This window comes from Sanguibacter sp. TS_SC_8, assembly GCF_055361235.1.
Genome location: NZ_CM143955.1, coordinates 405,773 through 429,614 on the forward strand (window position 1 = coordinate 405,773; position 23,842 = coordinate 429,614).

At 69.9% G+C, this 23,842-nt stretch carries 23 protein-coding genes; 16 read left to right on the top strand and 7 right to left on the bottom strand.

What is annotated here, in order from left to right; all coding sequences use genetic code 11:
• Positions 1-96: 96 nt before the first annotated feature.
• Both ACWA15_RS01815 and ACWA15_RS01820 read left to right on the top strand, forming a co-directional pair.
• The gene (locus tag ACWA15_RS01815; protein ID WP_464057679.1) at positions 97-1,860 is read left to right on the top strand and encodes a SpoIIE family protein phosphatase; all 1,764 of its coding nucleotides are present in this window, start codon (positions 97-99) and stop codon (positions 1,858-1,860) included.
• A gap of 89 nt (positions 1,861-1,949) precedes the next feature.
• Entirely contained in the window at positions 1,950-2,813 is an 864-nt protein-coding gene (locus ACWA15_RS01820) for an NAD-dependent epimerase/dehydratase family protein (RefSeq protein ID WP_464057681.1), read from the top strand.
• A gap of 9 nt (positions 2,814-2,822) precedes the next feature.
• Here ACWA15_RS01820 and ACWA15_RS01825 read toward each other — a convergent pair whose 3' ends face one another.
• Positions 2,823-3,617 carry an NUDIX hydrolase gene (locus ACWA15_RS01825; protein WP_464057683.1) on the bottom strand — a complete coding sequence of 265 codons (795 nt, stop codon included), beginning with the start codon at positions 3,615-3,617 and terminating at the stop codon, positions 2,823-2,825.
• Between the two features lie 98 nt (positions 3,618-3,715).
• Here ACWA15_RS01825 and ACWA15_RS01830 point away from each other — a divergent pair, with 98 nt between their 5' ends.
• Positions 3,716-4,780 carry an SPFH domain-containing protein gene (locus ACWA15_RS01830; RefSeq protein ID WP_464057685.1) on the top strand — a complete coding sequence of 355 codons (1,065 nt, stop codon included), beginning with the start codon at positions 3,716-3,718 and terminating at the stop codon, positions 4,778-4,780.
• Complete coding sequence (locus tag ACWA15_RS01835) at positions 4,777-5,700, top strand: diacylglycerol kinase catalytic domain-containing protein (protein WP_464057687.1); 924 nt, start codon at positions 4,777-4,779, stop codon at positions 5,698-5,700. Before ACWA15_RS01830 ends, ACWA15_RS01835 begins: the two co-directional genes overlap by 4 nt.
• Here the strand turns inward: ACWA15_RS01835 and ACWA15_RS01840 are convergent.
• From ACWA15_RS01840 to ACWA15_RS01850, 3 genes are all read right to left on the bottom strand, one after another.
• The gene (locus ACWA15_RS01840) at positions 5,690-7,975 is read right to left on the bottom strand and encodes an exo-beta-d-1,3/1,6-glucosidase (protein ID WP_464057689.1); all 2,286 of its coding nucleotides are present in this window, start codon (positions 7,973-7,975) and stop codon (positions 5,690-5,692) included. The two genes, ACWA15_RS01835 and ACWA15_RS01840, sit on opposite strands and share 11 nt — an antisense overlap.
• Before the next feature lie 156 nt (positions 7,976-8,131).
• Positions 8,132-8,713, bottom strand: a complete 582-nt coding sequence (locus ACWA15_RS01845) for a TetR/AcrR family transcriptional regulator (protein WP_464057691.1) — start codon at positions 8,711-8,713, stop codon at positions 8,132-8,134.
• Between the two features lie 9 nt (positions 8,714-8,722).
• Positions 8,723-9,139: a VOC family protein gene (locus ACWA15_RS01850; RefSeq protein WP_464057693.1), complete on the bottom strand. Its 417-nt coding sequence runs from the start codon at positions 9,137-9,139 to the stop codon at positions 8,723-8,725.
• Between the two features lie 88 nt (positions 9,140-9,227).
• On the opposite strand from ACWA15_RS01850, the gene ACWA15_RS01855 reads away from it, so the two are divergent.
• From ACWA15_RS01855 to ACWA15_RS01900, 10 genes are all read left to right on the top strand, one after another.
• Positions 9,228-9,740 (top strand): hypothetical protein, encoded by a 513-nt coding sequence (locus ACWA15_RS01855; RefSeq protein WP_464057695.1) that lies wholly within the window; start codon positions 9,228-9,230, stop codon positions 9,738-9,740.
• 115 nt (positions 9,741-9,855) lie between these two features.
• On the top strand, positions 9,856-11,235 hold the full coding sequence (locus ACWA15_RS01860; protein WP_464057697.1) for a hemolysin family protein: 1,380 nt from the start codon (positions 9,856-9,858) through the stop codon (positions 11,233-11,235).
• Positions 11,232-12,272, top strand: coding sequence for a hemolysin family protein (locus ACWA15_RS01865; RefSeq protein WP_464057699.1), 1,041 nt, complete (start codon positions 11,232-11,234; stop codon positions 12,270-12,272). The genes ACWA15_RS01860 and ACWA15_RS01865 overlap by 4 nt, the downstream gene beginning before the upstream one ends.
• 268 nt (positions 12,273-12,540) lie before the next feature.
• Positions 12,541-13,251 (top strand): ANTAR domain-containing protein, encoded by a 711-nt coding sequence (locus ACWA15_RS01870; RefSeq protein ID WP_464057701.1) that lies wholly within the window; start codon positions 12,541-12,543, stop codon positions 13,249-13,251.
• Positions 13,248-13,949, top strand: a complete 702-nt coding sequence (locus tag ACWA15_RS01875) for a GAF and ANTAR domain-containing protein (protein ID WP_464057703.1) — start codon at positions 13,248-13,250, stop codon at positions 13,947-13,949. The genes ACWA15_RS01870 and ACWA15_RS01875 overlap by 4 nt, the downstream gene beginning before the upstream one ends.
• Before the next feature lie 88 nt (positions 13,950-14,037).
• The gene (locus tag ACWA15_RS01880; RefSeq protein WP_464057705.1) at positions 14,038-14,907 is read left to right on the top strand and encodes an ANTAR domain-containing protein; all 870 of its coding nucleotides are present in this window, start codon (positions 14,038-14,040) and stop codon (positions 14,905-14,907) included.
• A gap of 210 nt (positions 14,908-15,117) precedes the next feature.
• Positions 15,118-16,971: a molecular chaperone DnaK gene (gene dnaK, locus ACWA15_RS01885; RefSeq protein WP_464057707.1), complete on the top strand. Its 1,854-nt coding sequence runs from the start codon at positions 15,118-15,120 to the stop codon at positions 16,969-16,971.
• Positions 16,968-17,522 (top strand): nucleotide exchange factor GrpE, encoded by a 555-nt coding sequence (gene grpE, locus ACWA15_RS01890; protein ID WP_464057709.1) that lies wholly within the window; start codon positions 16,968-16,970, stop codon positions 17,520-17,522. Before dnaK ends, grpE begins: the two co-directional genes overlap by 4 nt.
• A 119-nt stretch (positions 17,523-17,641) precedes the next feature.
• Positions 17,642-18,640, top strand: a complete 999-nt coding sequence (locus ACWA15_RS01895; RefSeq protein WP_464059372.1) for a DnaJ C-terminal domain-containing protein — start codon at positions 17,642-17,644, stop codon at positions 18,638-18,640.
• A gap of 5 nt (positions 18,641-18,645) precedes the next feature.
• Entirely contained in the window at positions 18,646-19,119 is a 474-nt protein-coding gene (locus tag ACWA15_RS01900; protein ID WP_464057712.1) for a heat shock protein transcriptional repressor HspR, read from the top strand.
• A 54-nt stretch (positions 19,120-19,173) separates the two neighbouring features.
• Here ACWA15_RS01900 and ACWA15_RS01905 read toward each other — a convergent pair whose 3' ends face one another.
• Complete coding sequence (locus tag ACWA15_RS01905) at positions 19,174-19,950, bottom strand: phosphotransferase (RefSeq protein WP_464057714.1); 777 nt, start codon at positions 19,948-19,950, stop codon at positions 19,174-19,176.
• A 244-nt stretch (positions 19,951-20,194) separates the two neighbouring features.
• On the opposite strand from ACWA15_RS01905, the gene ACWA15_RS01910 reads away from it, so the two are divergent.
• The gene (locus tag ACWA15_RS01910) at positions 20,195-20,500 is read left to right on the top strand and encodes a DUF1540 domain-containing protein (protein ID WP_464057716.1); all 306 of its coding nucleotides are present in this window, start codon (positions 20,195-20,197) and stop codon (positions 20,498-20,500) included.
• A 67-nt stretch (positions 20,501-20,567) separates the two neighbouring features.
• On the opposite strand, the gene ACWA15_RS01915 is transcribed toward ACWA15_RS01910, so the two are convergent.
• On the bottom strand, positions 20,568-21,587 hold the full coding sequence (locus tag ACWA15_RS01915; protein ID WP_464057718.1) for a LacI family DNA-binding transcriptional regulator: 1,020 nt from the start codon (positions 21,585-21,587) through the stop codon (positions 20,568-20,570).
• A gap of 58 nt (positions 21,588-21,645) precedes the next feature.
• Here ACWA15_RS01915 and ACWA15_RS01920 point away from each other — a divergent pair, with 58 nt between their 5' ends.
• Positions 21,646-22,854: an MFS transporter gene (locus tag ACWA15_RS01920; protein WP_464057720.1), complete on the top strand. Its 1,209-nt coding sequence runs from the start codon at positions 21,646-21,648 to the stop codon at positions 22,852-22,854.
• A gap of 23 nt (positions 22,855-22,877) precedes the next feature.
• Here ACWA15_RS01920 and ACWA15_RS01925 read toward each other — a convergent pair whose 3' ends face one another.
• Positions 22,878-23,666, bottom strand: coding sequence for a hypothetical protein (locus ACWA15_RS01925; protein WP_464057722.1), 789 nt, complete (start codon positions 23,664-23,666; stop codon positions 22,878-22,880).
• Positions 23,667-23,842 lie beyond the last annotated feature (176 nt).

Consider the following 23,842-nt stretch of genomic DNA (forward strand, 5'->3'; position numbering starts at 1 on the left):
TGGCGCACCGGGTTCCACCGGCGCGCTTCGCGAGGGTAGTGTCTGTGCCCTGCCACCGGTAGGACACGCCGGCCTGTACGAGGGTGAGATTGCACGATGGATTCCGAGTGGTTCGCCAAGACTGCCGCCAGCAGCGAGATGGGTGCTGCAGCCCTGGCCTTCCCGTGGGAGACGACGCCGCTGGGCGCCATCTCGACGTGGGACGAGTCCCTGCGCCAGGTCGCCCGCACATGCTTCAGCACCCGGTTCCCGGTGATGATCGCCTGGGGCCCCGACCTGACGATGATCTACAACGACTCCTACCGGGAGATCCTCGGCACCAAGAAGCGCCTCACAGCGCTCGGGGCGTCCGTGCGCGAGGTGTGGAGCGAGATCTGGGACGAGATCAGCCCGCAGTTCAACCTGGTCATGAGCACGCGCGTGCCGACGTGGACGACCGACGCCCCGCTCGTGGTCAACCGGTCGGGGTTCGAGGAGAAGGCGTACTTCACCTTCTCCTACAGCCCGCTGGTCGACGACGCCGGGCACATCATGGGAGTCCTCGACATCGCCACCGAGACGACCGACCGCGTGGTCTCGCACCGGCGGCTCACCGCGATCGCGCTGCTGCACCTCGTGCTGCAGGAGCACCAGGGCAGTTCGTCCGCGCTCATGGAGCTGGTCGTCGGCGCCCTCGCCGACACCGAGGACATCGGGCGCTGCGCCGTCTACCTCACGGCCCCGGACGGGTTCGTGCTCGCGGCATCGAGCGACGCAGACCTGCCCGAGCACCTCGATGCCGCCGTCATCGAGAAGGTCTGCCGGACCGGTGAGGCGACGGTCGAGGGCAGAGCGTTCCTCGTCCCGCTCGTCTCCAACAGCGCGGCCATGCACACCGGGGTGCTCGTCATGGAGGCGCCGTCGGGTCGTCCCATCGACGGGGCTCACCAATCCTTCATGACGCTCGTCGCGGCAGCCGTCAGCGCGGCCCTGCGCTCGGCAGAGACCCAGAAGGCCAAGCTCGACTACGTCCGTGCGCACGCCGAGCTCGCCGAGCTGCGCGAGAGCCGGGTCCGTGAGGCGTCGATCACCCTCCAGCAGTCGCTGCTCACTCCGCCGCCGGAGCCCGACCACCTCCAGATCGTCGTGCGCTACCAGCCGGCCGGGGACGACCTCGAGATCGGTGGCGACTGGTACGACGCCTTCCTCACCAAGGACGGAGCCGCGACGATCGTCGTCGGCGACGTCACGGGCCACGACCACAACGCGGCCGCGATGATGGGCCAGCTGCGCGGGCTCATCCGCACCACGGCCTACATCACCGGCGCGCCGCCCTCCGCGGTCCTCGCCGAGGCGGACGGCGCGATCGTCGGGCTGGGCCTGGGGGAGGGAGCGACCGCGACGGCGATCGTCGCGCGCATCGAGCAGGGGACCGCCGACCAGCTCAACGGGACCCGCACCGTGCGATGGTCCAACGCCGGTCACCCCTACCCGGTCATCATCCGCGCCAACGGTGAGGTCGAGGTGCTCAACCGCGGCAACGACCTGCTGCTCGGCGTCCTCCCCACGGTCGGTCGAAGCGACCACACCGTCGAGCTCGAGGACAACGACACCTTCTTCCTCTACACCGACGGGCTCATCGAACGCCGAGGAGTCCCGCTCTCGGAGGGCATGGACATGCTCACCCGGTCCCTGCAGGGTTCCCACGATCTCACCCTCGACGAGCTCAGCGACCACGTGCTGAGCGTCCTGGCGCCGGGAGCAGAGGCCGACGACGTCGCCCTGGTCCTCGTGCGCACCTTCCCCGAGGACCGGCCCCGCCCGTCCGAGGCCGGACCCAGGGACCTCAGCCCCGGCATGGACGTGCCTGCCGTCGCCTGAGGAGCCGCGTCCGTGGCACTGTGGTCCCAGACGGGTACCGCGGCCTGACCACGGCCGGGTCACGCTCGTCCTCGACCAGGAGGTTCACCATGTCCGTCGTCGCTGTCACCGGTGGGAGCGGCAAGCTCGGCCGCGCTGTCGTCCGAGACCTGCTCGAGCACGGGTACGACGTGGTGATCCTCGACCGGGTGGCCCCCGCCGACCACCTGGAGCGCTTCACCCAGGTCGACCTGACCGACTACGGCCAGGTCCTCGGTGCGCTCTCCGGGATCGATGACCGCACGGGGGGCCCGGTCGACGCCGTCGTGCACCTGGGTGCGATCCCGGCACCCGGGCGCTCGCCCAACGCGGCGACGTTCACGAACAACATCACGAGCACGTACAACGTCTTCGAGGCTGCGCGTACCGCCGGGATCACCACGGTGGTGTGGGCGTCGAGCGAGACGGTGCTCGGGCTGCCCTTCCAGACCCCGCCGCCCTACGTCCCCGTCGACGAGGAGTACCACCCGCGACCGGAGTCCGCCTACTCCTTGGCCAAGACCCTCGAGGAGGAGATGGCCCACCAGTTCGCCCGGTGGAACCCCGCGCTCAAGGCGATCGGCCTGCGGTTCTCCAACGTCATGGAGCCCGGCGACTACGCTGCCTTCCCGTCCTTCGAGGCCGACCGGGCCGGGCGCAGGTGGAACCTGTGGGGCTACATCGACGCGCGCGACGGCGCCCAGGCGGTCCGCCGGGCCCTCGAGGTCGAGCTGACCGGCGTCGAGGTGTTCATCGTCGCCAACGCGGACACCGTCATGACGACGCCGAACGCCGAGCTGCTCGCCGACCAGTTCCCCGGTGTCCGTCTCACCCGAGAGGTCGGGGAGCACGAGACGCTGCTGAGCATCGACAAGGCTCGCCGGATGCTCGGCTTCGAGCCGCAGCACAGCTGGCGCGCGCCGGTCCAGGCGTAGCGCGGCCGGTCAGCCCGCCGGTCGCATCATGGGCGGGGTGAGGGCGACGCTGCCGGCGCCCTCGCCCCGGGTGGCGCCGTGCGCGCTGCCAGACTGCGCGCTGCCAGACCGCGCGCTGCCGGACTGCGCGCGCCGGAACAGGGCGGCCGGGCGGCCCCGGCCGCCCTCGCTCACCGCGCCGGTGGCCTCGATGAACCCGGGTGTCCCGGCGACCTTGCGATGGAAGTTGCGCGGGTCCAGCCGCACACCCCAGACCGCCTCGTAGACCTGGCGGAGCTCGCCGACGGTGAACTCGGGCGGGCAGAAAGCCGTGGCGAGCTGGGTGTACTCGAGCTTGGACCGGGCCCGCTCGACGCCGTCGGCGAGGATCTGGGCGTGGTCGAAGGCGAGCCGGCCCTCCCCGGGCAGCACGTCGTCGACCGGGACCCACTGCGCGGTCGAGGCGTCCGACCCGGCGACGGGGACCGGGAGGTCGGGCTCCAGGGCCAGGTAGGCGACCGAGACGACCCGGCCCCGGGGATCGCGTCCCGGTGCGCCGTAGGTCGCGAGCTGTTCGAGGTGGCCTGCGCTGGGCACGACCCCGGACTCCTCCCGGAGCTCGCGGACCGCCGCGGCGGGCAGGTCCTCCCCGGGCAGCACGAATCCGCCGGGGAGCGCCGGCTGGCCGTGGAAGGGTGCGAGGCCGCGGGTGATGACGAGCGCGTGCAGGCGCTCGGCGCGGACGGTGAGCACGACGAGGTCCACGGTCACCGCGAACTCTGTGCGCAGCGGCTCCGAAGCGGGGACCGGGAGGGGCGTCGACATGCCCCCATCATATGCGTCACATTGACGAGAACCATCGTCAGGGTTTATCGTCTAAGTGACGAGAAAACCCGTCGCCCGCCTTGACCGAGGAGACCGACATGGCTGACATCAAGCGCTACCCCGGCATCCGCCACTTCCGCGGAGCTCCCACCCGGCACGTCATCCACCTCTCGCGCGGGCAGGTGCGCAACGCCGGGACCGGGCTGTCGTTCTGGTACCGCCCGCTCACCTCGGTGCTCAGCGAGCTGCCCATCGACGACCGCGAGATCCCGATGCTGTTCCACGCCCGCACCAGCGACTTCCAGGACGTCACCGTCCAGGCCACCCTCACCTTCCGGTTCGCCGACCCGGCCGTGGCCAGCACCCGCCTCGACTTCGGGATCGACCCGGACACCGGAGCCGCCTCGACCACCGGCCTGGACCAGGTCACCCAGATCCTCACCGAGCTGGCCCAGGGACACGCGGTCGACGTCCTGGCCGGGGCGCCCCTGGCAGCCGCCCTCACCGGAGGGCTGAGCGCTGTGCGTGAGGCCATCACGAACGGCCTGGCCGGCCAGGAACGGCTGGCCGCGACCGGGTTGGCCGTGCTAGGGGTGCGGGTGCTCTCGATCCGCCCGGAGGGCGACGTCGAGCGTGCGCTGCAGACCCCGGCCCGGGAGGCCCTGCAGTCGGAGGCGGACCGTGCCACCTACGACCGGCGGGCGACCGCGGTGGACATGGAGCGGGCGATCGCCGAGAACGAGCTGGGCAACAAGATCGAGCTCGCCACCCGCGAGCAGCAGCTGGTCATCCAGGAAGGTGCCAACGCCCGCCGCACGGCGCAGGAGCAGGCCGCGGCCGAGGCGATCCGGGCGACCGCGGCCGCGGAGCGCAAGCAGGTGACGACCGTGGCCGACGCCGCGCGCATCCGCGACATCGGTGCGGCCGAGGGGGAGCGGGAGCGGGCTGCGCTGGCGGCCTTCGAGGGCGTCGAGCAGACGGTGCTCATGGCTCTCGCGCTGCGCGACCTCGCCCAGAACCTGCCCGCGATCGGATCGCTGACCGTCACTCCCGACCTCCTCACCGGGGTCCTTGGCCAGCTGCTCGGCGGCGGGTCGGCGGCGCTGGGCGACGCGACCAGGGTCGCACCCGGCCAGGGTGCCCCGGACAGGGCCGGGCGATGACCCTCCAGCCGCGGGCCGTGATCGTGCGCCGGCGCACCGAGCTCGACGAGCTGGTCGAGCGGCACGGGACCCGCGGGCAGGTCGAGTTCTTCCTGCGCACCCGCGGGCGCACCCTCGCCGAGGTCCAGGACCGCCACGACCTCGTCGCCGACGCCCTCGCCCGGGCCGCCGCGGCGGTGCCGGCCGAGTGGCGGCGGGCCGGCGTCGACCGCGAGGACCTCGACCGCTTTCTCGTCGACCCGCTCGACGTCGTGGTCGTCGTCGGGCAGGACGGCCTGGTGGCGAACGTCGCTAAGTACCTCGACGGCCAGCCGGTCGTGGGGGTCAACCCCGACCCGCGCGCCAACCCCGGGGTGCTTGTGCGGCACGCCCCGGCCGACGTCGCCGCGCTGCTCGCCCCGGCCGCCACCGGCCAGGCCCGCATCCTCGGGCTCACCATGGTGGCCGCGGACCTCGACGACGGCCAGCACCTGGACGCGCTCAACGAGATCTTCGTCGGGCACCCCAGCCACCAGTCGGCCCGCTACCGCGTCCAGGCCGGCGCGACCGGCACGCCGTGGGAGCGGCAGTCGTCGTCGGGCCTCGTCGTGGCGACCGGCACGGGGGTGACCGGGTGGTGCGCCTCGATCGTCGGCGAGCGCGGGCACGCCCCGGGCGCCCTCCCCGCGCCCGACGACGCGACGCTCGCCTGGTTCGTCCGCGAGGCCTGGCCCTCGGTCGCGACCGGCACGTCCCTGACCGAGGGGCTGCTCGCGGGGGAGGGGTTGCGGATCGTCGTGGAGTCGGAGTCGCTCGTCGTCTTCGGGGACGGGATGGAGAACGACCGGCTCACCGCGGCCTGGGGGCAGGAGATCCGGGTGAGCCGGTCGTCGAAGACGCTGCGGCTGGTGGTCGGTGCGGGTAGGGCGGTCAGGCCTTGACGGTGAACACCGCGTCGAGCAGCACCTCGTCGCGGGAGGACGGGCCCACCCGCAGCTGGAACTCCCCGGGCTCGACCACCCGGCGACCCTCGGCGTCGACCAGCGTGCAGTCGGCGACGGGCAGGGTGAGGTCGACCGTCACGGTCGCACCCGGTGCGACGTCGACCTGGCGGTAGGTCTTGAGCTCCTTCTCCGCCCAGGTCACCGAGGTGACGGTGTCGCGGAGGTAGACCTGGACGGTCTCCCGGGTCGGTCGGGTGCCGGTGTTGTGCAGGGTGACCTGGGCGCGGACGTCCTCGCCCAGGGTCACCGAGGGGGTGAGCACGGTGAGGTCGGAGTAGGTGACCGTGGTGTAGCTCAGGCCCTCGCCGAAGGCGAAGGGCGCGCGCTGGGTGAGGTCGGCGTACCGGGTGCCGTGCTGGCCGGGGAGCTGGTTGTAGTAGATCGGCAGCTGGCCTGCGTGCTCGGCGAAGGAGATCGGCAGGCGCCCGGACGGCTCGATCAGCCCGAGCGCGAGCTCGGCGATCGCCCGGCCGCCGGCCATGCCGGGGTTGGCCGCCCAGACGATCGCGGCGGCGTTGCGGGCAGACTTCGGCAGGACGAGCGGCTTGGAGGCGATGATCACGACGATCATCGGCGTTCCGGTCGCGGCGAGCGCGTCGAGCAGGGCGATCTGCGCGCCGAAGAGCTCGAGGGTCGCTGTGGAGAGGGTCTCGCCGTTGAGCTCGATCTGGTCGCCGACGACGGCCACGACGTAGTCGGCCGCGTGGGCGTTCGCGACCGCCTCGGCGATCATCGCCTCGTCCGGCTCGGCCGCGTAGGCGAAGAGCGGGCGCGGCTGGCCGTCGGGCATGAACTCGCCCTCGGGGTCGATCCCGGTGGTGAGGATGTCCGCGCCGCGGGCGTGGGTGATGGTCCAGTCGGTGGGTGCGTGCTCGCGGAAGCCGTCCAGGACGGTCTGGGTCAGCTCGCGCGGGTGGCCCTCGGGCATCCAGTCCGCCTGGCCGGAGGCTCCGGCCCAGTCCCCGAGCTGGCTGTGCTGGTCGTCGGCGTTGGGGCCGACGACGGCGACGGTGCGCGGTGCGGCCGAGGTCGCGGCACGGCCGTCCGGCCCGGCGGTGAGCCCGCCCGCGAGGGGCAGCGTGCCGTCGTTGGTCAGCAGGACGAGGGAGCGCCGGGCCACCTCGAGGTTGAGGTCGAGGTGCTCAGCGCGGCCGATCACCGTGCGCTGGAGCTCGGGGTCGGGGTTGCGGGGGTCTTCGAAGAGGCCGAGCTCGAACTTCAGGGTGAGGATGCGCCCGACCGCCGCGTCGATGAGCGTCTCGTCGAGCATGCCGAGGCGGACGGCCTCCTGCGCACCCTCGAAGAACTTCGGGGTGGCCATGATCATGTCGTTGCCGGCGCGCACCGCGGCGGCCGCGGCGTGGGTGTAGTCGGGCTGGATGTGCTGCTCCCAGACCATCCGACCGACGTTGTCCCAGTCGGTGATGAGGGTCCCGGTGTAGCCCCACTCTCCGCGCAGGACGTCGTTGAGGAGCCAGTTGTTGATGGTGATCGGCACGCCGTCCATCGACTGGTAGCCGAGCATGAACGAGTGGCAGCCCTCGCGGGCCACGCGCTCGAAGGGCGGCAGGAACCACGAGCGCAGCTTGCGCCGGGAGATGTCCGCCTCGCTCGCGTCGCGTCCACCCTGGGTCTCGGAGTATCCGGCGAAGTGCTTGGCCGTGGCCAGGATCGCGGTCGGGTCGGACAGCCCGTCGCCCTGGTAGCCGCGGACCATCGCCGAGGCCATCTCGCCGATGAGGAAGGGGTCCTCCCCGAAGGTCTCCGACACCCGGCCCCAGCGCAGGTCCCGGGCGATGCACAGGACGGGGGAGAAGGTCCAGTGGATGCCGGTCGCGGCGACCTCGACCGCGGTGGCGCGGGCGGTCTGCTCCACGAGCGGTGCGTCCCAGGTCGCGGCCAGGCCGAGCTGGGTGGGGTAGATCGTGGCGCCCTTGAAGAAGGAGTGGCCGTGGATGCAGTCCTCGGCGATGAGCAGCGGGATCTGCAGGCGCGTGGTCGCGGTCAGCCGGTGGGCTTCCAGGACGCGCTCGGGGGAGGTGTGCAGGATCGAGCCGGCATGCATCTCGGTGACGAGCGGTCCGACGCCGTCCTTGGCGTTGAGCTGCAGCATCTGTCCCACCTTCTCGGGCAGGGTCATCCGGCTGACGAGGTCGGCGACGCGCTCGGTGGTGGGCAGGTGTGCGTCGCGGTATGCGGGGAGGGAGCTCATCTGAGCGTCCTTTCGGGGCTGGCGGGCGCGGATCGGATCGATTCGATCGGGACGCGCAGCGGTGCGCGTCTGTGAAACCATACACCGCTAGGTTTTCAGATGGAAGCGATCCCACACCGCGATCTCCGGCGGGCCCAGCGGTGCACCTCCATCCGCTCACTCCGGCCGGGTCAGTCCCAGGACGTCGTAGATCAAGGTGGCCAGCGGGCCGTCCAGGGTGGCCTCGTCGTCGACCATCCACTGCATCTGGGCGCCGTCGGCCGCGGCGATGATCAGCCGCGCGAGGGCATCCGGGTCGAGGTGCGCCGGGACCCGGCCGGCGTCCTGCAGGTCGCGCATCGCTCCCTGGATCCGCAGTCGCATGGACGTGTAGCGCCGGGCGAGCATCGCGTGCGCCGGGTGGTCGTGGTCGCGGGCCGCCGCGGTGAGGGAGACGAAGAGCTCGACGAGGCCGGGCTGGTCGATGTTGGCCCGGATCCCGTCCACGAGAGCGTACGGTTCGACGCTCGCCGTGCCGGCCGGACGCGGGATGAGGTCACGACGGGTGATCACCTGGGCGAGCAGGTCTTCCCGCGAGTCGAAGTAGTGCAGGACGCCGGCGACGCTGAGCCCGCACCGGGTGGCCACCGTGCGCAGGCTCGTGCCGCGGTAGCCCTCGTCGGCGAACACCTTGAGGGCGGTGTCGAGGATCTGCTCGCGCTTGAGCACGCCCTTGGGGTACCTGCCGTCGGTGGCCATCGACCGATCCTAGGCGGACTCCGTCGACTCCTCCGTCGCGAGGTCTGCGAACAGGTCGACGGTGTTCCCGTCCGGGTCGAGCACGGTCGCGTAGCGCTGGCCCCAGAACGCGTCCCACGGCTCCCGGTGCCCCGCGAAGCCGGCGGCGACCAGCGCCGCGAACGTCGTGTCCACCTCTGCGGGGGTCTCGCACCGGAAGGCCGGGGCCATCCGGTGCCCGCCCGACGGCGCGGTCCAGCCGGGCTCGAAGGACAGCACCACCTCCCTCGTGTCCCAGGCCAGGCGCAGCCCACCGGGCAGCACGTGCTCGACGTGCGCCTCGGCGTCGGCCGATCCGGGGATCTCCAGGCCGAGGCGGCGGTAGAAGTCCAGGGTGCGGGCCATGTCGGTGACGACGAAGCCGACGAGGTCGAGTCGAGGTGTCATGCCTGCCACGGTAGGTCACACCCGCCGGCTGGGCCGTGAACACAGCAGACGTGTCCCGGCCTGCGCGCCGGTGGGGGAGAATCTCCTCATGGGTTGGAACACGTCTGCACTCTTCGTCCGCGACCGCGCCCCCGAGAGCCTGCTCTCCCTGCTCGGCGGCAGGGAGACCGAGGCGGTGGGCGAGGTCAGCGCGGAGGAGGCGACATCGAGCTTCCCGGCGGACCGGGTGTACCTGCAGGGCGACGGGTCCTGGGCCCAGCTGTGGGACCCCTCCGCCCACGTGGTCCTCGACCCGGACGCGCTCCAGTCCATCGAGGCGACCGAGGTGCTGCTGGGCACGGTCGCCCTCGTCGCGCTGGTGTTCTCCACCTCCGAGACCTACGGCTTCTGGTACTACGAGGACGGCTCGCTGACCCGGTGCGTCGTGTACTCCGAAGGTGAGCGGGTCGAGGAGGAAGGGGAGCCGCTCCCCGCCGAGCTCGGGGTCGCGGTGGGGACCGACGGGGTGGACGAGGACTACATCTTCTCGGTGGCCCACGCCCTGACCGGGCAGACCCTCGACCTGGACGCCCCGTTCTCGGCGTTCGTCGTCACGGACTGACCCGGCCCACGTACACTTCTCTCACCATGGATGACCCTCCCTCGCACAGACCCTCGCCCCTTTGTGACGACATGACCGGCTCAGGCCCGCGTCTACGCTCGCCAGGGGGCATCCGATGAACGAATGGGCTCTGGTCGGCATCGGCCTCCTGCTCACGGTCGGCACCGGGCTGTTCGTCGCTTCCGAGTTCGCGCTGGTCAATCTTGACCGCAGGGACCTCGAGGCCCGCGAGCGCCGCGGCGAGAAACGCCTCCGCCCGACGATCAACGCACTGCGCATCACCTCGACCCACCTGTCGAGCGCCCAGCTGGGCATCACCTTGACCACCCTGCTCACCGGGTACACCTTCGAGCCGGCGATCAGCTCGCTGCTCACCGATCCGCTGACGAACCTGGGGATCCCCGAGGGGTCGGTCCGCGCCGTCGGCGGCATCCTGGGCATCGCCCTGGCCACCCTGTTCTCGATGGTCATCGGTGAGCTCGTGCCGAAGAACTTCGCCCTCGCGCTCCCGCTGGCCACCGCCAAGGTCGTCATCCCGTTCCAGAGCGCCTTCACCACGGTGTTCAAGCCGGTGATCCTCACCTTCAACAACACCGCCAACGCGATCATCCGGATGATGGGGATCGAACCCAAGGAGGAGCTCTCCGGCGCGCGCTCGGCCGAGGAACTCAGCTCCCTGGTGCGGCGCTCGGCGCTGCAGGGCATGCTCGACAAGGACCACGCGACCCTGCTCGGCAAGGCCCTGGAGTTCTCCGGGCACACCGCCTCCGAGGTCATGACCCCCCGCGTGCGCATGGACACCGTGAGCGAGACCGACACCGCAGCGGACGTCCTCGCCCTCGCGCACGAGTCCGGGCACTCCCGCTTCGCGGTGACCGGGGACGACATCGACCACATCGTCGGGGTGGTGCACGTGACGCACGCCTTCGCGGTGGCCTTCGACGCCCAGGCCACGACGCCGGTCTCGGCGATCATGGCCGAGCCGTTCCTCGTGCCGGAGTCGATGGGCATCGACACGCTGCTCGGCCAGCTGCGCCGCACCGGCTTCCAGATCGCGATCGCCACCGACGAGTACGGCGGCACCGCGGGCCTGGTGACCTTGGAAGACCTCGTCGAGGAACTGGTGGGTGAGCTCCAGGACGAGCACGACCACACCGCCGCCGGGTTCGAGCGCGAGGGGGACTCCGTGACCTTCGACGCGGGTCTGCGTCCCGACGAGCTCGCCGACCGGGCGCACATCATCGTCCCGGACTCCGCCGACTACGAGACCGTCGCCGGTTTTGTCACCGCCGAGCTCGGCCGCCTGCCCGAGGTCGGCGACGAGGTCCGGATCGAGAGCGGCATGCTGCGCGTGCGCTCGGTCGACGGTCGTCGGGTGGAGCACATCACCTACGTCCCCGACGACCCGGTGAACGACCCGAGCGTGGCGAGCGACCACGACGCGATCGTCTCGCGGCTGCGCGGCGACCTTCCTGACGAGGACGCCGACCGATGAGCGAGTACCTGCCCGGAATCGTCTGGCTCGTCGTCCTGCTGGCCGTCAACGCCTTCTTCGTGGGAGCGGAGTTCGCGGTCATCTCCGCCCGTCGCTCCCAGATCGAGCCGCGGGCCGAGGCCGGCAGCAAGGCGGCCAAGACGACGCTGTGGGCGATGGAGCATGCGACCTTGATGCTCGCCACGAGCCAGCTGGGGATCACCGTGTGCTCGCTGCTCATCCTCAACGTCGCCGAACCTTCGATCCACCACCTGCTGGAGATCCCGCTCGGCCTGACCGCCCTGTCCGAGGGGGCGATCACCTGGATCGCCTTCGCCATCACCCTCGCGCTGGTCACCTTCTTGCACGTGGTGTTCGGGGAGATGATCCCGAAGAACCTCTCGTTCTCGGTGCCGGACCAGGCCGCACTGCTGCTGGCGCCGCCGCTCGTCGTCGTCGCCCGGGTGTTCAACCCGATCATCGCCACCCTCAACTGGCTCGCCAACGGCGTGCTGCGCCTGTGCGGGGTCGAGCCCAAGGATGAGGCGACCAGCACGTACACCCTGGACGAGGTCGCCACGATCGTCGAGCAGTCCACCCACGAAGGGGTGCTCGCCGACGCCTCGGGCACGCTGGCCAAGGCGTTCGAGTTCACCACCAAGACGGTCGCGGACGTGCAGGTGCCCCTCGTCGGACTGGTCCGGCTCCCTGATCACTCCACCCCGGACGACCTGCACCGGGCGGTCGTCGAGCACGGGTTCTCCCGGTACCTGCTCGCGGACCCCTCGGGTGCGCCCTCGGGCTACGTCCACCTCAAGGACGTGCTCGACCTCACCGGCCCGGCCGTCGTCGGCCAGCCCATCCCGGTCGACCGGGTGCGTCCGCTCGGCGCCGTGCCCGCGACGGCCGAGCTCGAGGACGCCCTTGCCTCGATGCGTCGCACCGGGTCCCATGTGGCGGCCTCGGTCGGCGCGTCCGGCGAGATCCTCGGTGCGCTCTTCCTCGAGGACATCATCGAGGTGCTCGTCGGCGAGGTCGACGACGCGACGAGCCGGTGACGCGGGCCTCGACATCAGCAGTCGAACGGACGTGTCCAAGAACTTCGCCGTTCGAACACCGCGACGACCCCACATGGTGGGACGATAGGAGAAGTGGGACAGGTTGTGCCGCACCCCGGATGGGGCACACTATGCAGGAACAACGTGCGCCAGGTCGGAGGGTGCGATGCACGACAACGTGAGCATCCTTGCGGAACTCGCTCTGAACATCTCTCAGGAACCGCCTGAGGAATCACTCGCTCAGCGCCTGTGCCGCGCCAGCGTGAGGATGCTCGGTGCCGATGGCGGCGCTGTCGCGCTGACGCCGACGCCCATGCAGCGCTTCACGGTGTCGACGACCAACGAGACAGCCGCACGGATCGACGAGCTCGAAGAGGTCCTCGGGGACGGGCCCACGCAGCAGGCATACCTGAGGAACGGCGCGGTCGTCCTCCTGGTCGATCGGGACGGGAGCGGGCTGCCGACGTTCGCACAGTCGGCCGGCGAAGCCATGGGGGCCATGATGGTCTACGCCTTCCCCATGCGGATCGGCTCGAGCGTCCTAGGCGTGCTGACCGTGTACTGCACCGCTCCGCGGGTGCTGGGGCGGTCCGCTGCGGACGCCCAGGTGCTCGCCAACATCCTCGGTGGCGCGCTGCTGCGCGACACCGACGAGCACGACGGCGCATCGCAAGGAGTGTGGGCCAGCCGGGCCCAGGTGCATCAGGCGACCGGCATGGTCGTGGCGCAGCTGGGGCTGACACCGGAGGACGCCCTCACGCTCATCCGGGCGCACGCCTACGCTCAGTCGACGACGGTGGAAGCGGTGTCCGCCGAGCTCGTCGAACGCGAGCTCGATTTTTCCAGGCGAGACCGCAGCAACGGCCGGACTGACGAGCACCATCATGCTGACGAGCAGCAACGGACCGACGAGCAGCATCGGACTGACGACCACCATCACCAGGGCAACGACGACAGCAGGGGGACCGACACACCATGAGACCGCAGACCTCCGCGCAGGCCATCGGCGAGATGACCTCGTTGCTTGTCCAGGACCACGACGTGACGGACCTCCTCGCCCGGTTGCTCCGCGACTGCGTGCAGTTCTTGCCCATCCGCGCGGCAGGGCTGCTCGTCAAGGACCCCGGGGTCGGGGCCGAGCTGCTGGCCTCGACCTCGCACGAGGCGAACGACCTCGAGCTCTATCAGGTGCTCCACAACACCGGTCCGTGCATCGATGCGATGGCCACGCTCACCCCGATCTTCGCGGTGGGCCTGGACACCGTCCGTGAGCTGTGGCCGTCCGTGGGCGAGGCCGCGCACCTGGCCGGTTTCCAGTCGGTCTTCGCCTTCCCGCTGCAGTGGCGCGGGGAGTCGATCGGCGGGCTCAACCTCTTCTCGAGCGCGTCCGAGATGCTCGACGAGCGCTCCCTCGTGCTGGCACGCAGCTTCGCCGATCTCGCCGCCCTCGCCCTCGCCCGGCCCGCGGTGGTCTCCGACGAGGACCTCCATACCCGCGTCCAGGAGGCACTGAGCGGTCGGGTGCTCATCGAGCAGGCCAAGGGTGTGCTGGCGTACTTCGGCGAACTCTCGATGGCGGCTGCCTTCGAGGCCCTGCTCAGCCTGGCCGAGCAGAGCGGCTTCTCGCTGACCGAGACCGCGCGCGGGGTCCTCGAGGATGCGGGAACAGCCCGCTGACCATTCCCCGCGCCCACGAGGGGGGCCGTGGCTAGAGTGGATGGTGGCTGCGGGGATCAGGGGATCCCCGCGCGGAGCGGGAGGTGCCGTGGACCACGACGACTCGCGCGACGGCGAGAAGCGTGCGGTCCACCATCGGCCGATGGTGGGGATCTACCGCCTGGACGTGGCGAGCGGGACCTGGTGGTGGTCGGACGACGCCTACCGGATCCACGGATTCAACCCGGGTGATGCGATTCCCACGACCGACCTGCTGATCGCCCGGCTGCGCGGCGCGGACGTGGATGAGGCCGAGGCCGAAGCCGAGCTCCGGTCGGTCGGGCACCCTTTCAGCTTCTCGCGGCAGGTGATCGCCGGTCACGGCGAGGTCCGGACCGTTCTCGTCACGGGCCAGGTCACGACCGACCTGACCACCGGAGTCGAGATCGTCACCGGGTACTTCATCGATCTCTCCGACGTCCAGGAGGATGTCGCGGCGCGGACGTCGTCCGCCGACGCGAGCGCGTCCGCCGTCCGGCGCACCTCGATCGAGCAGGCCAAGGGCCTGATCATGATGTCCCACCAGATGGGCGAGCCGGACGCCTCAGAGCTGCTGCACTCTCGGGCGGTGGCCTCTGACCTCCACCTGCACGACCTCTCCTTCCGACTCCTGGACTTCTTCCAGCGGGCACCGAAGACGAAGGCGCTGAGCTCCGGCGCGGTCGACCGCTACCTGCGGTCCCCGTCCCAGGCCCGCCGGCCCGATCCCCTCGCACCCCCGCGCCCAGGGGAACCGGGCGAGCCCACTCTGTACCGGCTCGTCGACTCCGACGGCCGTGAGCTGCTGCGTCCCAGCAAGTCCCTCGACGACATCGTGGACGTGGTCAAGGGCTCCGGCCTGCCCATGCGTGACGGCCGCGAGGTGTTCATCCAGCAGCGTCGAGGCGAGCAGGGCTGGCGACTGCGGTCGGTGGAGTAGATTCCTCGTCCTCCAGGACGGGGAATAGATCCCACGACTTCAAGGTTGAGCCAGACAGACTCAAGTTTGAGCCTCCGAGTTTGCGCATCGCAGACCTGAGGAGCAGACTTGAGTGGAACAGACTCAACCAGCACGCCGAGCGGCTCCGCGCCGTCGGGCGCAGGCCGCCGCGAGGAGACTCGCCGGCGCAGGCAAGGGAAGGCAACACACATGGCACGTGCAGTCGGAATTGACCTCGGAACCACCAACTCGGTCGTCTCGGTCCTCGAAGGTGGCGAGCCCACCGTCATCGCGAACGCCGAAGGCGCCCGCACCACCCCGTCCGTCGTGGCGTTCTCCAAGACCGGCGAGGTCCTCGTCGGCGAGATCGCCAAGCGCCAGGCCGTCACCAACGTCGACCGCACCATCTCCTCGGTGAAGCGTCACATGGGGACCGACTGGTCGGTCGCGATCGATGACAAGACGTACAACGCGCAGGAGATCTCCGCGCGCATCCTCGGCAAGCTCAAGCGTGACGCCGAGGAGTACCTGGGCGAGCCCGTCACCGACGCCGTCATCACCGTCCCCGCGTACTTCAACGACGCAGAGCGCCAGGCCACCAAGGACGCCGGCCAGATCGCCGGACTCAACGTCCTGCGGATCGTCAACGAGCCCACCGCTGCGGCTCTGGCCTACGGCCTGGAGAAGGGCAAGGAGGACGAGCTCATCCTCGTCTTCGACCTCGGTGGCGGAACCTTCGACGTCTCCCTCCTCGAGGTGGGCAAGGACGAGGACGACTTCTCGACCATCCAGGTCCGCGCGACCTCCGGTGACAACCGCCTCGGCGGGGACGACTGGGACAACCGCATCGTCGAGCACCTCATCAAGGAGGTCAAGAACTCCTCCGGTGTCGACCTGTCCAAGGACAAGATCGCCCTGCAGCGCCTGCGCGAGGCCTCGGAGCAGGCCAAGAAGGAGCTCTCCTCGGCCACGAGCACGAACATCTCGATGCAGTACCTCTCGATGAGCGAGAACGGCCCCATCCACCTGGACTCCAAGCTCACCCGCGCGCAGTTCCAGCAGATGACCCAGGACCTCCTCGACCGGACGAAGGCACCGTTCCACGCCGTCATCCGTGACGCAGGTGTCTCGATCTCCGACATCGACCACATCGTCCTCGTCGGTGGCTCGACCCGGATGCCCTCGGTGACCGAGGTCGTCAAGGAGCTCACCGGTGGCAAGGAGCCCAACAAGGGCGTCAACCCGGACGAGGTCGTCGCCGTCGGCGCCGCCCTGCAGGCCGGCGTCATCAAGGGTGAGCGCAAGGACATCCTGCTCATCGACGTGACCCCGCTGTCCCTGGGCATCGAGACCAAGGGCGGGGTGATGACCAAGCTCATCGAGCGCAACACGGCCATCCCGACCAAGCGCAGCGAGATCTTCTCCACCGCTGACGACAACCAGCCCTCCGTCCTCATCCAGGTCTTCCAGGGTGAGCGCGAGTTCGCCCGGGACAACAAGCCGCTGGGCACCTTCGAGCTGACCGGTATCGCACCGGCCCCGCGCGGGGTTCCCCAGGTCGAGGTCACCTTCGACATCGACGCGAACGGGATCGTGCACGTCTCCGCCAAGGACCGTGGCACGAACAAGGAGCAGTCGATGACGATCACCGGTGGCTCCGCGCTGCCGAAGGAAGACATCGACCGCATGGTCCGCGAGGCGGAGGAGCACGCCGCCGAGGACAAGGCCCGCCGCGAGGAGGCCGAGACCCGCAACCAGGCCGAGTCCTTCGCGTACTCGACCGAGAAGCTGCTCAAGGAGAACGAGGACAAGATCTCCGAGGAGATCCGCTCCGAGGTCCAGACCGCGATCGACGAGGTGAAGACCGCCCTCGAGGGGACGGACATCGCCGAGGTCAAGGCCAAGCAGGAGACCCTCAACACGGTCGCGCAGAAGATCGGCGAGGCGCTCTACGCCGCGCAGAACGACGCGCCCGAGGGCGCCGGCGCACCCGAAGAGGCGACGGCCTCGGACGAGGACGTCGTGGACGCCGAGATCGTCGATGACGAAGAGGAGGCCAAGTGACCAACCCCAACGGTTCGCCCAGCGCCGACGGGACGGACCCCCTGGAAGGGCTCGACTTCGAGCCCTCCACGGAGGCCTTCGACGTCGACGCGACCCCGGCTGCCCCGGTCGAGCTGACCGAGCTCGAGAAGGCTCAGGCCGAGTCGGCCGAGCGTCTCGGTGACCTGCAGCGCGTCAACGCGGAGTACGTGAACTTCTCCAAGCGCGCCAAGCGCGAGCAGGAGCTGGCACGCAACCGCGGCATCGAGGACCTGCTCGTCGGGCTGCTCCCGGTGCTCGACGACGTCGCCCGCGCACGCCATGCCGGCGACCTCACCGGGCCGTTCGAGACGATCGCCGACAAGCTCACGGCTACGCTCACGCGGTTCGGCGTCGAGTCCTACGGGGAGGCCGGGGAAGAGTTCGACCCGGCCGTCCACGAGGCGCTCATGCACCAGACGTCTCCGGACGCCACGACGACGACGGTCACGGCCGTCATCGAGACCGGCTACCGGATCGGTGACCGCATCGTGCGCGCCGCGCGCGTGGCCGTCACCGGCCCGGAGGCCTGACACCCCGGAGCATCCTGCGAGCCCGGACCCGCCCGGGTCCGGGCTCGCAGCACCAGAACAGCAGACAGCTCACCCCTGGGCCCCTCGCGAGAGGAGTCCAGCACATGAAAGGAGGCGCCTTGACCGGTCAGGACTGGATCGAGAAGGACTTCTATGCCGCGCTCGGCGTCTCGAAGGACGCGGACGACGCCGAGATCAAGAAGGCGTACCGCAAGCTCGCCCGCAAGTACCACCCGGACCAGAACTCCGGTGATCCCAAGGCTGAGGCCAAGTTCAAAGAGATCGGCGAGGCCTACTCGGTGCTCTCCGACTCCGAGCAGCGCCAGCAGTACGACGCCATCCGCGCGATGGCCGGCGGTGGCGCGCGGTTCTCGGCCGGGTCGGGCGCCCGCGGCTCCGCAGGCTTCGAGGACATGTTCGGCGGGATGTTCGGCGGCGGCGGTCGCACCCAGTACTCCACCCGCGGGGGTGGCGGTATGCCCGACGGCTTCGACGACATCCTCAGCTCGATGTTCGGCGGCGGCGGTGCCGGTGGTGGCCAGTCAGGCTTCCGTCCCAACCCCCGGGCCCAGACCGGCCAGGACATCTCGGCGACCACGACGCTTCCGTTCCGCGACGCGGTCGAGGGCTGCACGGTCACGTTGAGCGTCGAGGGACGCCCCGTCACCGCGCGCATCCCGGCCGGGGTGCGCGACGGGCAGAAGATCCGGCTGCGCGGCAAGGGCCGCCCCGGCATCGCCGGCGGACCGGCCGGTGACCTCTCGATCACCGTCGCGGTGTCCCCGCACCCGGTCTTCACGATCGACGGCGTCAACCTCCGGATGACCGTGCCGGTGACCTTCGCCGAGGCGGCCCTGGGTACCCAGATCGAGGTGCCCACGCTGAGCGGGGCGACGGTCAAGGTCAAGGTCCCCGCAGGGACGCCGGCCGGCCGTGTGCTCCGGGTCAAGGGGCACGGCGTCAAGACGGCGAAGCAGACCGGGGACCTCCTGGTCTCTGTCCAGGTCGCGGTCCCGCAGAAGCTGTCCAAGGCAGCCCGTGAGGCGGTCGAGGCCTTCGCGGCGGCGACCGGTGGTGACGACATCCGCGCCGATCTGCTCGCGCGGGCGAAGGAGTAGCAGCCATGCGCGTCGAGGTGGTGTTCGAGGGGGGACCCCGCGAGGACGAGCCTGTCTTCGCGATCTCCCGCGCCGCCGAGCTCGCCGGCATGCACCCCCAGACGCTGCGCCAGTACGACCGGCTGGGGATCGTGTCCCCGCAGCGGACCAGTGGCCGCGGGCGCAGGTACTCCCTGCGAGACATCAACCAGCTCGTCGAGGTGCAGCGCCTCAGCCATGACGAGGGCATCAACCTCGCCGGGATCAAACGGATCCTCGACCTGGAGTCGCAGGTCCGCCTCCTGCAGCACCGGGTCGACCTGCTCGCTGCGGCCGCCGACCCTGGCTCCCGGGTGTTCACCGCGGGGGCGTCGGGCGACGTCGTCGCGGTGCGCAGGGGGCAGCGGTTCCGGCGCCGAGGGTGGGGACACGGGGACCCGGGCCCGAGCGAGGGCCTGCCCGAGAGCGGTGCCCTCGTGCTCTGGCGACCGCAGCGCTGACGACCGCAGCGCTGACCGCTGACGACCGCAGCGCTGACACAGGACGCCAGGCGGCTATCCGGTGATGCGCTCCAGCTCACGCGCGACGACGTTGCACGCCTCGGGCAGCAGCTCGCGTTCTGCCGGGTCCAAGGTGGGGTGTGCGGCCCGGAGGTCTGCGGCCTCGGTGACGTGCGGCCCGTAGCCCGGTCCGGTCGCGTCGTTGAAGTGGCGCAGCATGGAGTGGGCGGCGTGGGCGTACTCGTTCCCGTCGACGACCACCTCCGCGAAGATCAGCGCCGTCGTCGCGAGGTCGAGCTCTGCAGGTCCAAAACGTGCCGCCTCCCAGTCGATGACCTGGGGCCCGGTCGAGGTGAGCAGGACGTTCCCCGGGTGCAGATCCAGGTGGAGGATGCACGCTCCGGCCGGCGCCTCGGTCCCTGGTGGGAGCGGGAGGGCGTGCAGCGCGGTGTGCAGGTCGAGCAGGATCCGCACTCCCTCCGGGATCGTCACGTCCTCGGTATCCAGGGCCTGGAGCAGCGTCGGTCCGTGGAGGCGCTCCATGACGAGGTCCGTCCCCTCGACCGCGATCAGCCGGGCGGTGGGATAGCCGTGGGCGTTGAGGTGGCGCAGGAGGTCGACGTTGGGGTAGTTCGTCGCACCCGTGTGCAGGCGCCGCAGCACCTGGGTGTCATTGATCAGGTAGACGTCGGCGTTGCGGCCACGCGCGAGCAGGTGCGCGGAGTCGGGGACGAAGGTGAGCGGGTCATAGGGCGCGGCGGCCTCGCGCGCCGAGGAGTGAGGGCGGGCTGGGTGGTCGTCGTCCAACGAGCTGTGAACGTGGGCGCTCATGGTTTCACGGTAGCCCCCGTGGCGCTCCTGTGCACTCATAGAGGTGCCCTCATCGATCGCCGACAGCGCCCGGGACCGCTGACCGGTAAGAACATCAAATACGCAACAATGTGCTCTCGTATTGCTGCAATCAAATGCGCTGCGCATGGTCCATGATTCCTCGGCGCAATTGCCTTGTGGGGTTTACGGTGGAAGTCACGGTACGCCGACGTCCCGGGTGCACCGAACAACTGTTGGAGGAACCATGAGTGCACTTCTCGACCTGCCTCACGTCAGCGAGTGCTCCGTCGCGACCTGCGGCTACAACCACGACGGATGTCACGCCGGCGCGGTGACCGTCGCCGGACACACTGGGGTGGCTGAGTGCGTCACCTTCATCCCGTTGTCCCACAAGGGCGGCCTCGACAAGGTCATCGGTCATGTCGGTGCCTGCCAGCGGAGCGAGTGCACGCACAACGTCTCGTTGGAGTGCTCGGCCTCCTCCATCCGGATCGGCGCCGGGTCCTCGGCCGACGAGCTGGCCGACTGCCTGACCTACAGCCCCCGCTGACACCGCGTCCTGCGACACCAGGTGTTGTCGTCGTGCCGCCGCACCTTGAGCGGGCTGCGCCCGGTGGTCAGGACCTGGTCGTCGAAGCCCTGACGACGACCGACCACTGATCGGCGTGGGACGGGGCGTGGCTGCCAAGAGCGAGCCGCGCAGCTGTCGCACCTTGTGCACGCAGATCCTGAGCCACCGAGGTGAGTCCCTGTGCCGAGGCGGCCTTTGAATCGTCCCAGCCGCTCACCAGGAGTTTCGCAGGGACGGGCGCCCCCGATGCCGCTGCTGCCTGAAGGACTCCAAACGCCAGCTCATCGCTCATCGCTGCGATTGCATCAACACGCAGATCGGACGCGAGCATCTTCATCGCGAGCGAGCGCGCCTCGTCGTCGTCATTCGTTGCCGCGACGCCGACGAGCACGTTCGACCAGTCGTGCCCCAATGCCTCGAGCGCGTCCTTGTACCCTTGCAGCCGCTGACGGGTGACGGGGAACCGCACCGTATCGAGGTCGATCCCCGACGCCAGGACCGTCCTGCGCTGACGGTCAAGCGGGAAGCTGAGGATCGCGGGGTGGGTCGCTCCAGCGAACGTCTGCATGCCCATGGCGAAGGCCGCGGCACGGTTGTCGATGCTCACTAGTGTGAATCCTTCCCGAGAGGGCCCACCGTGAACAACGGCGGTACGACCGGACAGGGCCACAGCGTCGAGCACGTCGTCGTCGTCGGTCGTGGTCCAGACGACGAAGGCATCGACGGGCACACCGGCTACCCGTCGGGCGTCGTCGTCTGCGCCCGTGACGGGAACGATCAGCATTCCATAGCCACGTTCCGCACAGACCTCTGCGATCCCGGCAAGGAAAGCGGCTGCCTGTGGATCGTCGAACGCATAGGTCAGGTGCTCGCCAAGGATCACGCCCAGCGTGCGTGTGCTGCCGTAGCGGAGGGATCGCGCGGCGGGGTCGGGGCCTGCATATCCCAGCTCAGCAGCCGCCCGCAGGACCTTCCCCCGAGTCTCGTCCGATACACGTTCTGGTCGACCGAACGTATAGGACACCGTCATCACAGACACTCCGGCACGTGCGGCGACCTGAGTCATCGTGGCTCTTCGCGATTCCGATTGCATAGGACGAGTCTACGTGTGTAACGTCACACACATGCCATTCGCCCGTTCGGACGCACAAGGCCTGGTCTCTGCCGCCTACCTCGCTGCCGCCACCTTCGGCTCCTTCTGGGGCGGGTGGGGCGCTAGCGTCCCCCGTATCCGTGCGCAGGCAGGTGTCGACGACGGACAACTGGGCCTCGCGCTGCTCTTCATCGGGCTGGGTGCCCTACCCGCGATGGTGATGGCGGGGAGGGCGATGGATCGGCTGGGGCTTCGGTTCGTGGTCGCCGCAGTCGTCGCGCTCGGCGCGGCGGGACTCGGCGTCGCCCTGACTGCTCACAGCTTCATCGCCCTGTGTGTCGGGCTCACGGTCGTAGGGGCGACAAGCGGTGCCACAGACGTCGCCATGAACTCGATCGCCGGGCGCGCCGAACAGAGCACCGGCAAGCCCATCATCCTCCGTTCGGGAGGTGTGTTCTCGACCTTTGTCGTGCTGTCCAGTCTCGCCACGGGATTCTTCTCGTGGCTCGACTTGCCGACGTTCGCTGCGTTTCTCCTGGTGGCGGTTCTGTCCGCGGTCGCCTCGGTGAGCACACTGCGGGTTCTCTCACGAGGTGCCCTGACGCGTCCCCCCGTGACCTTTCGGGGAGACACTGATTCTCGACTGGGACCGCAGTACGCGCCCCTCCTGCTCATTGGGGTGCTGGGAGCACTGGCTTTCGCGAGCGAGAATGCGCACCAGAGCTGGGGTGCCGTCTTCCTCGAAGACGAGCTCGGCGCCGGCCCCGGCTTCAGTTCTGTCGGGCCCGCCGTCTTCGCTTCGGTCGTCGCCGTCACCCGATTCGCCCTAGGAACCGTCCGGCGGGGGCACGAGCCGACGGTGGTCCTCCTGGGTGCGATGGCCGCGGCATCCGGCGCCCTGCTCATCGCCGTGTCCCCCAGCCTTCCGGTCGCTATCCTGGGGCTCGCTCTCGCCGCAGCCGGCACGGCTGCGCTCTACCCGATGATGCTGAGCATCGCCACTCGCACTGTCGACGAGGCGTATCGGGGGCGGGCGACTGCGATCGTCACGACCGTCTCCTACGTGGGCTTCCTTCTAGGTCCGGTCTATGTCGGTCTGTGGTCTCAAGGGACCGGGTTGCGGGGAGCGATGGTCGCGGTTGCGGGCCTCGGTGTGATCCTGGCCGTTCTCGCTGGTCCTCTGCTCAAGGGGTTCGGATACGCCCGGAGACCCGTCGAAATCGAGAGCGCTGCACCGTAGCGGCGTCGTGGCCCGGAGTGATCCTAGCGACGACGTCGACCGTGGAGCAGCGCCATGACGTCCTCGTGGGTGTCGGGAAGCGGTTCGCACCACACCCGCGGGGGGCGGCGCAGGAACTCGATGAACCCCAGGTCGGACGCGGACTGCTCGATCCGCTTCGAGAGCGAGAGCGAGAGTGCGTCTGCGTCTGCCGAGAGTGCCAGGTCCGTCGGCGGCTCGACCAGGGTGACATAGAAGCAGCCACCGAGGACGGCGATCGGGTGGCCCGGCTCGAACGCGTTGAGCAGGGCGTGCCCCATCCCGGCCGAGCAGCCCGCACTGTCCAGCAGGGAGAGGTTCTCGAGCCCGACGTCGACGAACAACAGCGAATGGCCCGCGCTGGGAACGACCCGTCCGCGGGCGAGGGCGCCGTACACCTCACGGAGCCGGACCGAGAAGTACTCGAGGGTGTGCAGGCCTGAGCTGGCGTCCACGCAGCTCATCGAGAGCGAGGTAGCCGTCTGGCTGCCGACCCAGCCGATGGTCAACGCGCGGATCGCGGCGCCCGGGGCGGGGCGGTTGAGAGTGCCGAAGAGGCAGGTGAGGTCGTCGATCGTCTCGCCGACGCCGCAGCCAGCCTCGGCGCGGGCGGACCCGAGGGCCTCGCACGCGGACTCGGCGTGGCCGGTGCGGGGGAGTGCCTCCAGCAGCACGTCGATGCTGGGGTGGTACCAGTCGTCAGGGTGCAACCAGGTGGAGGCGAGGCTGGCGGATCGCCACTGGCTGCGAAGAGTTTCCAGGGGTGGCAGGGCACCCGGAGCGAGGACGTTCACGTCAAGAGAGACACCTCTGGGTGGCGTTCATGACGCGAGACCGCGCGGCGGTTTTCTCCCGGTCCAGGAGAAAGGGCACATCGTGGACGAGCACGACAGGCCGGGGTGCTCGGGTGCTGCCTGCCCACCCGTAGACGTACGGGGTTGTGTCAGGCAGGATTCAGGGGGCAACAGGT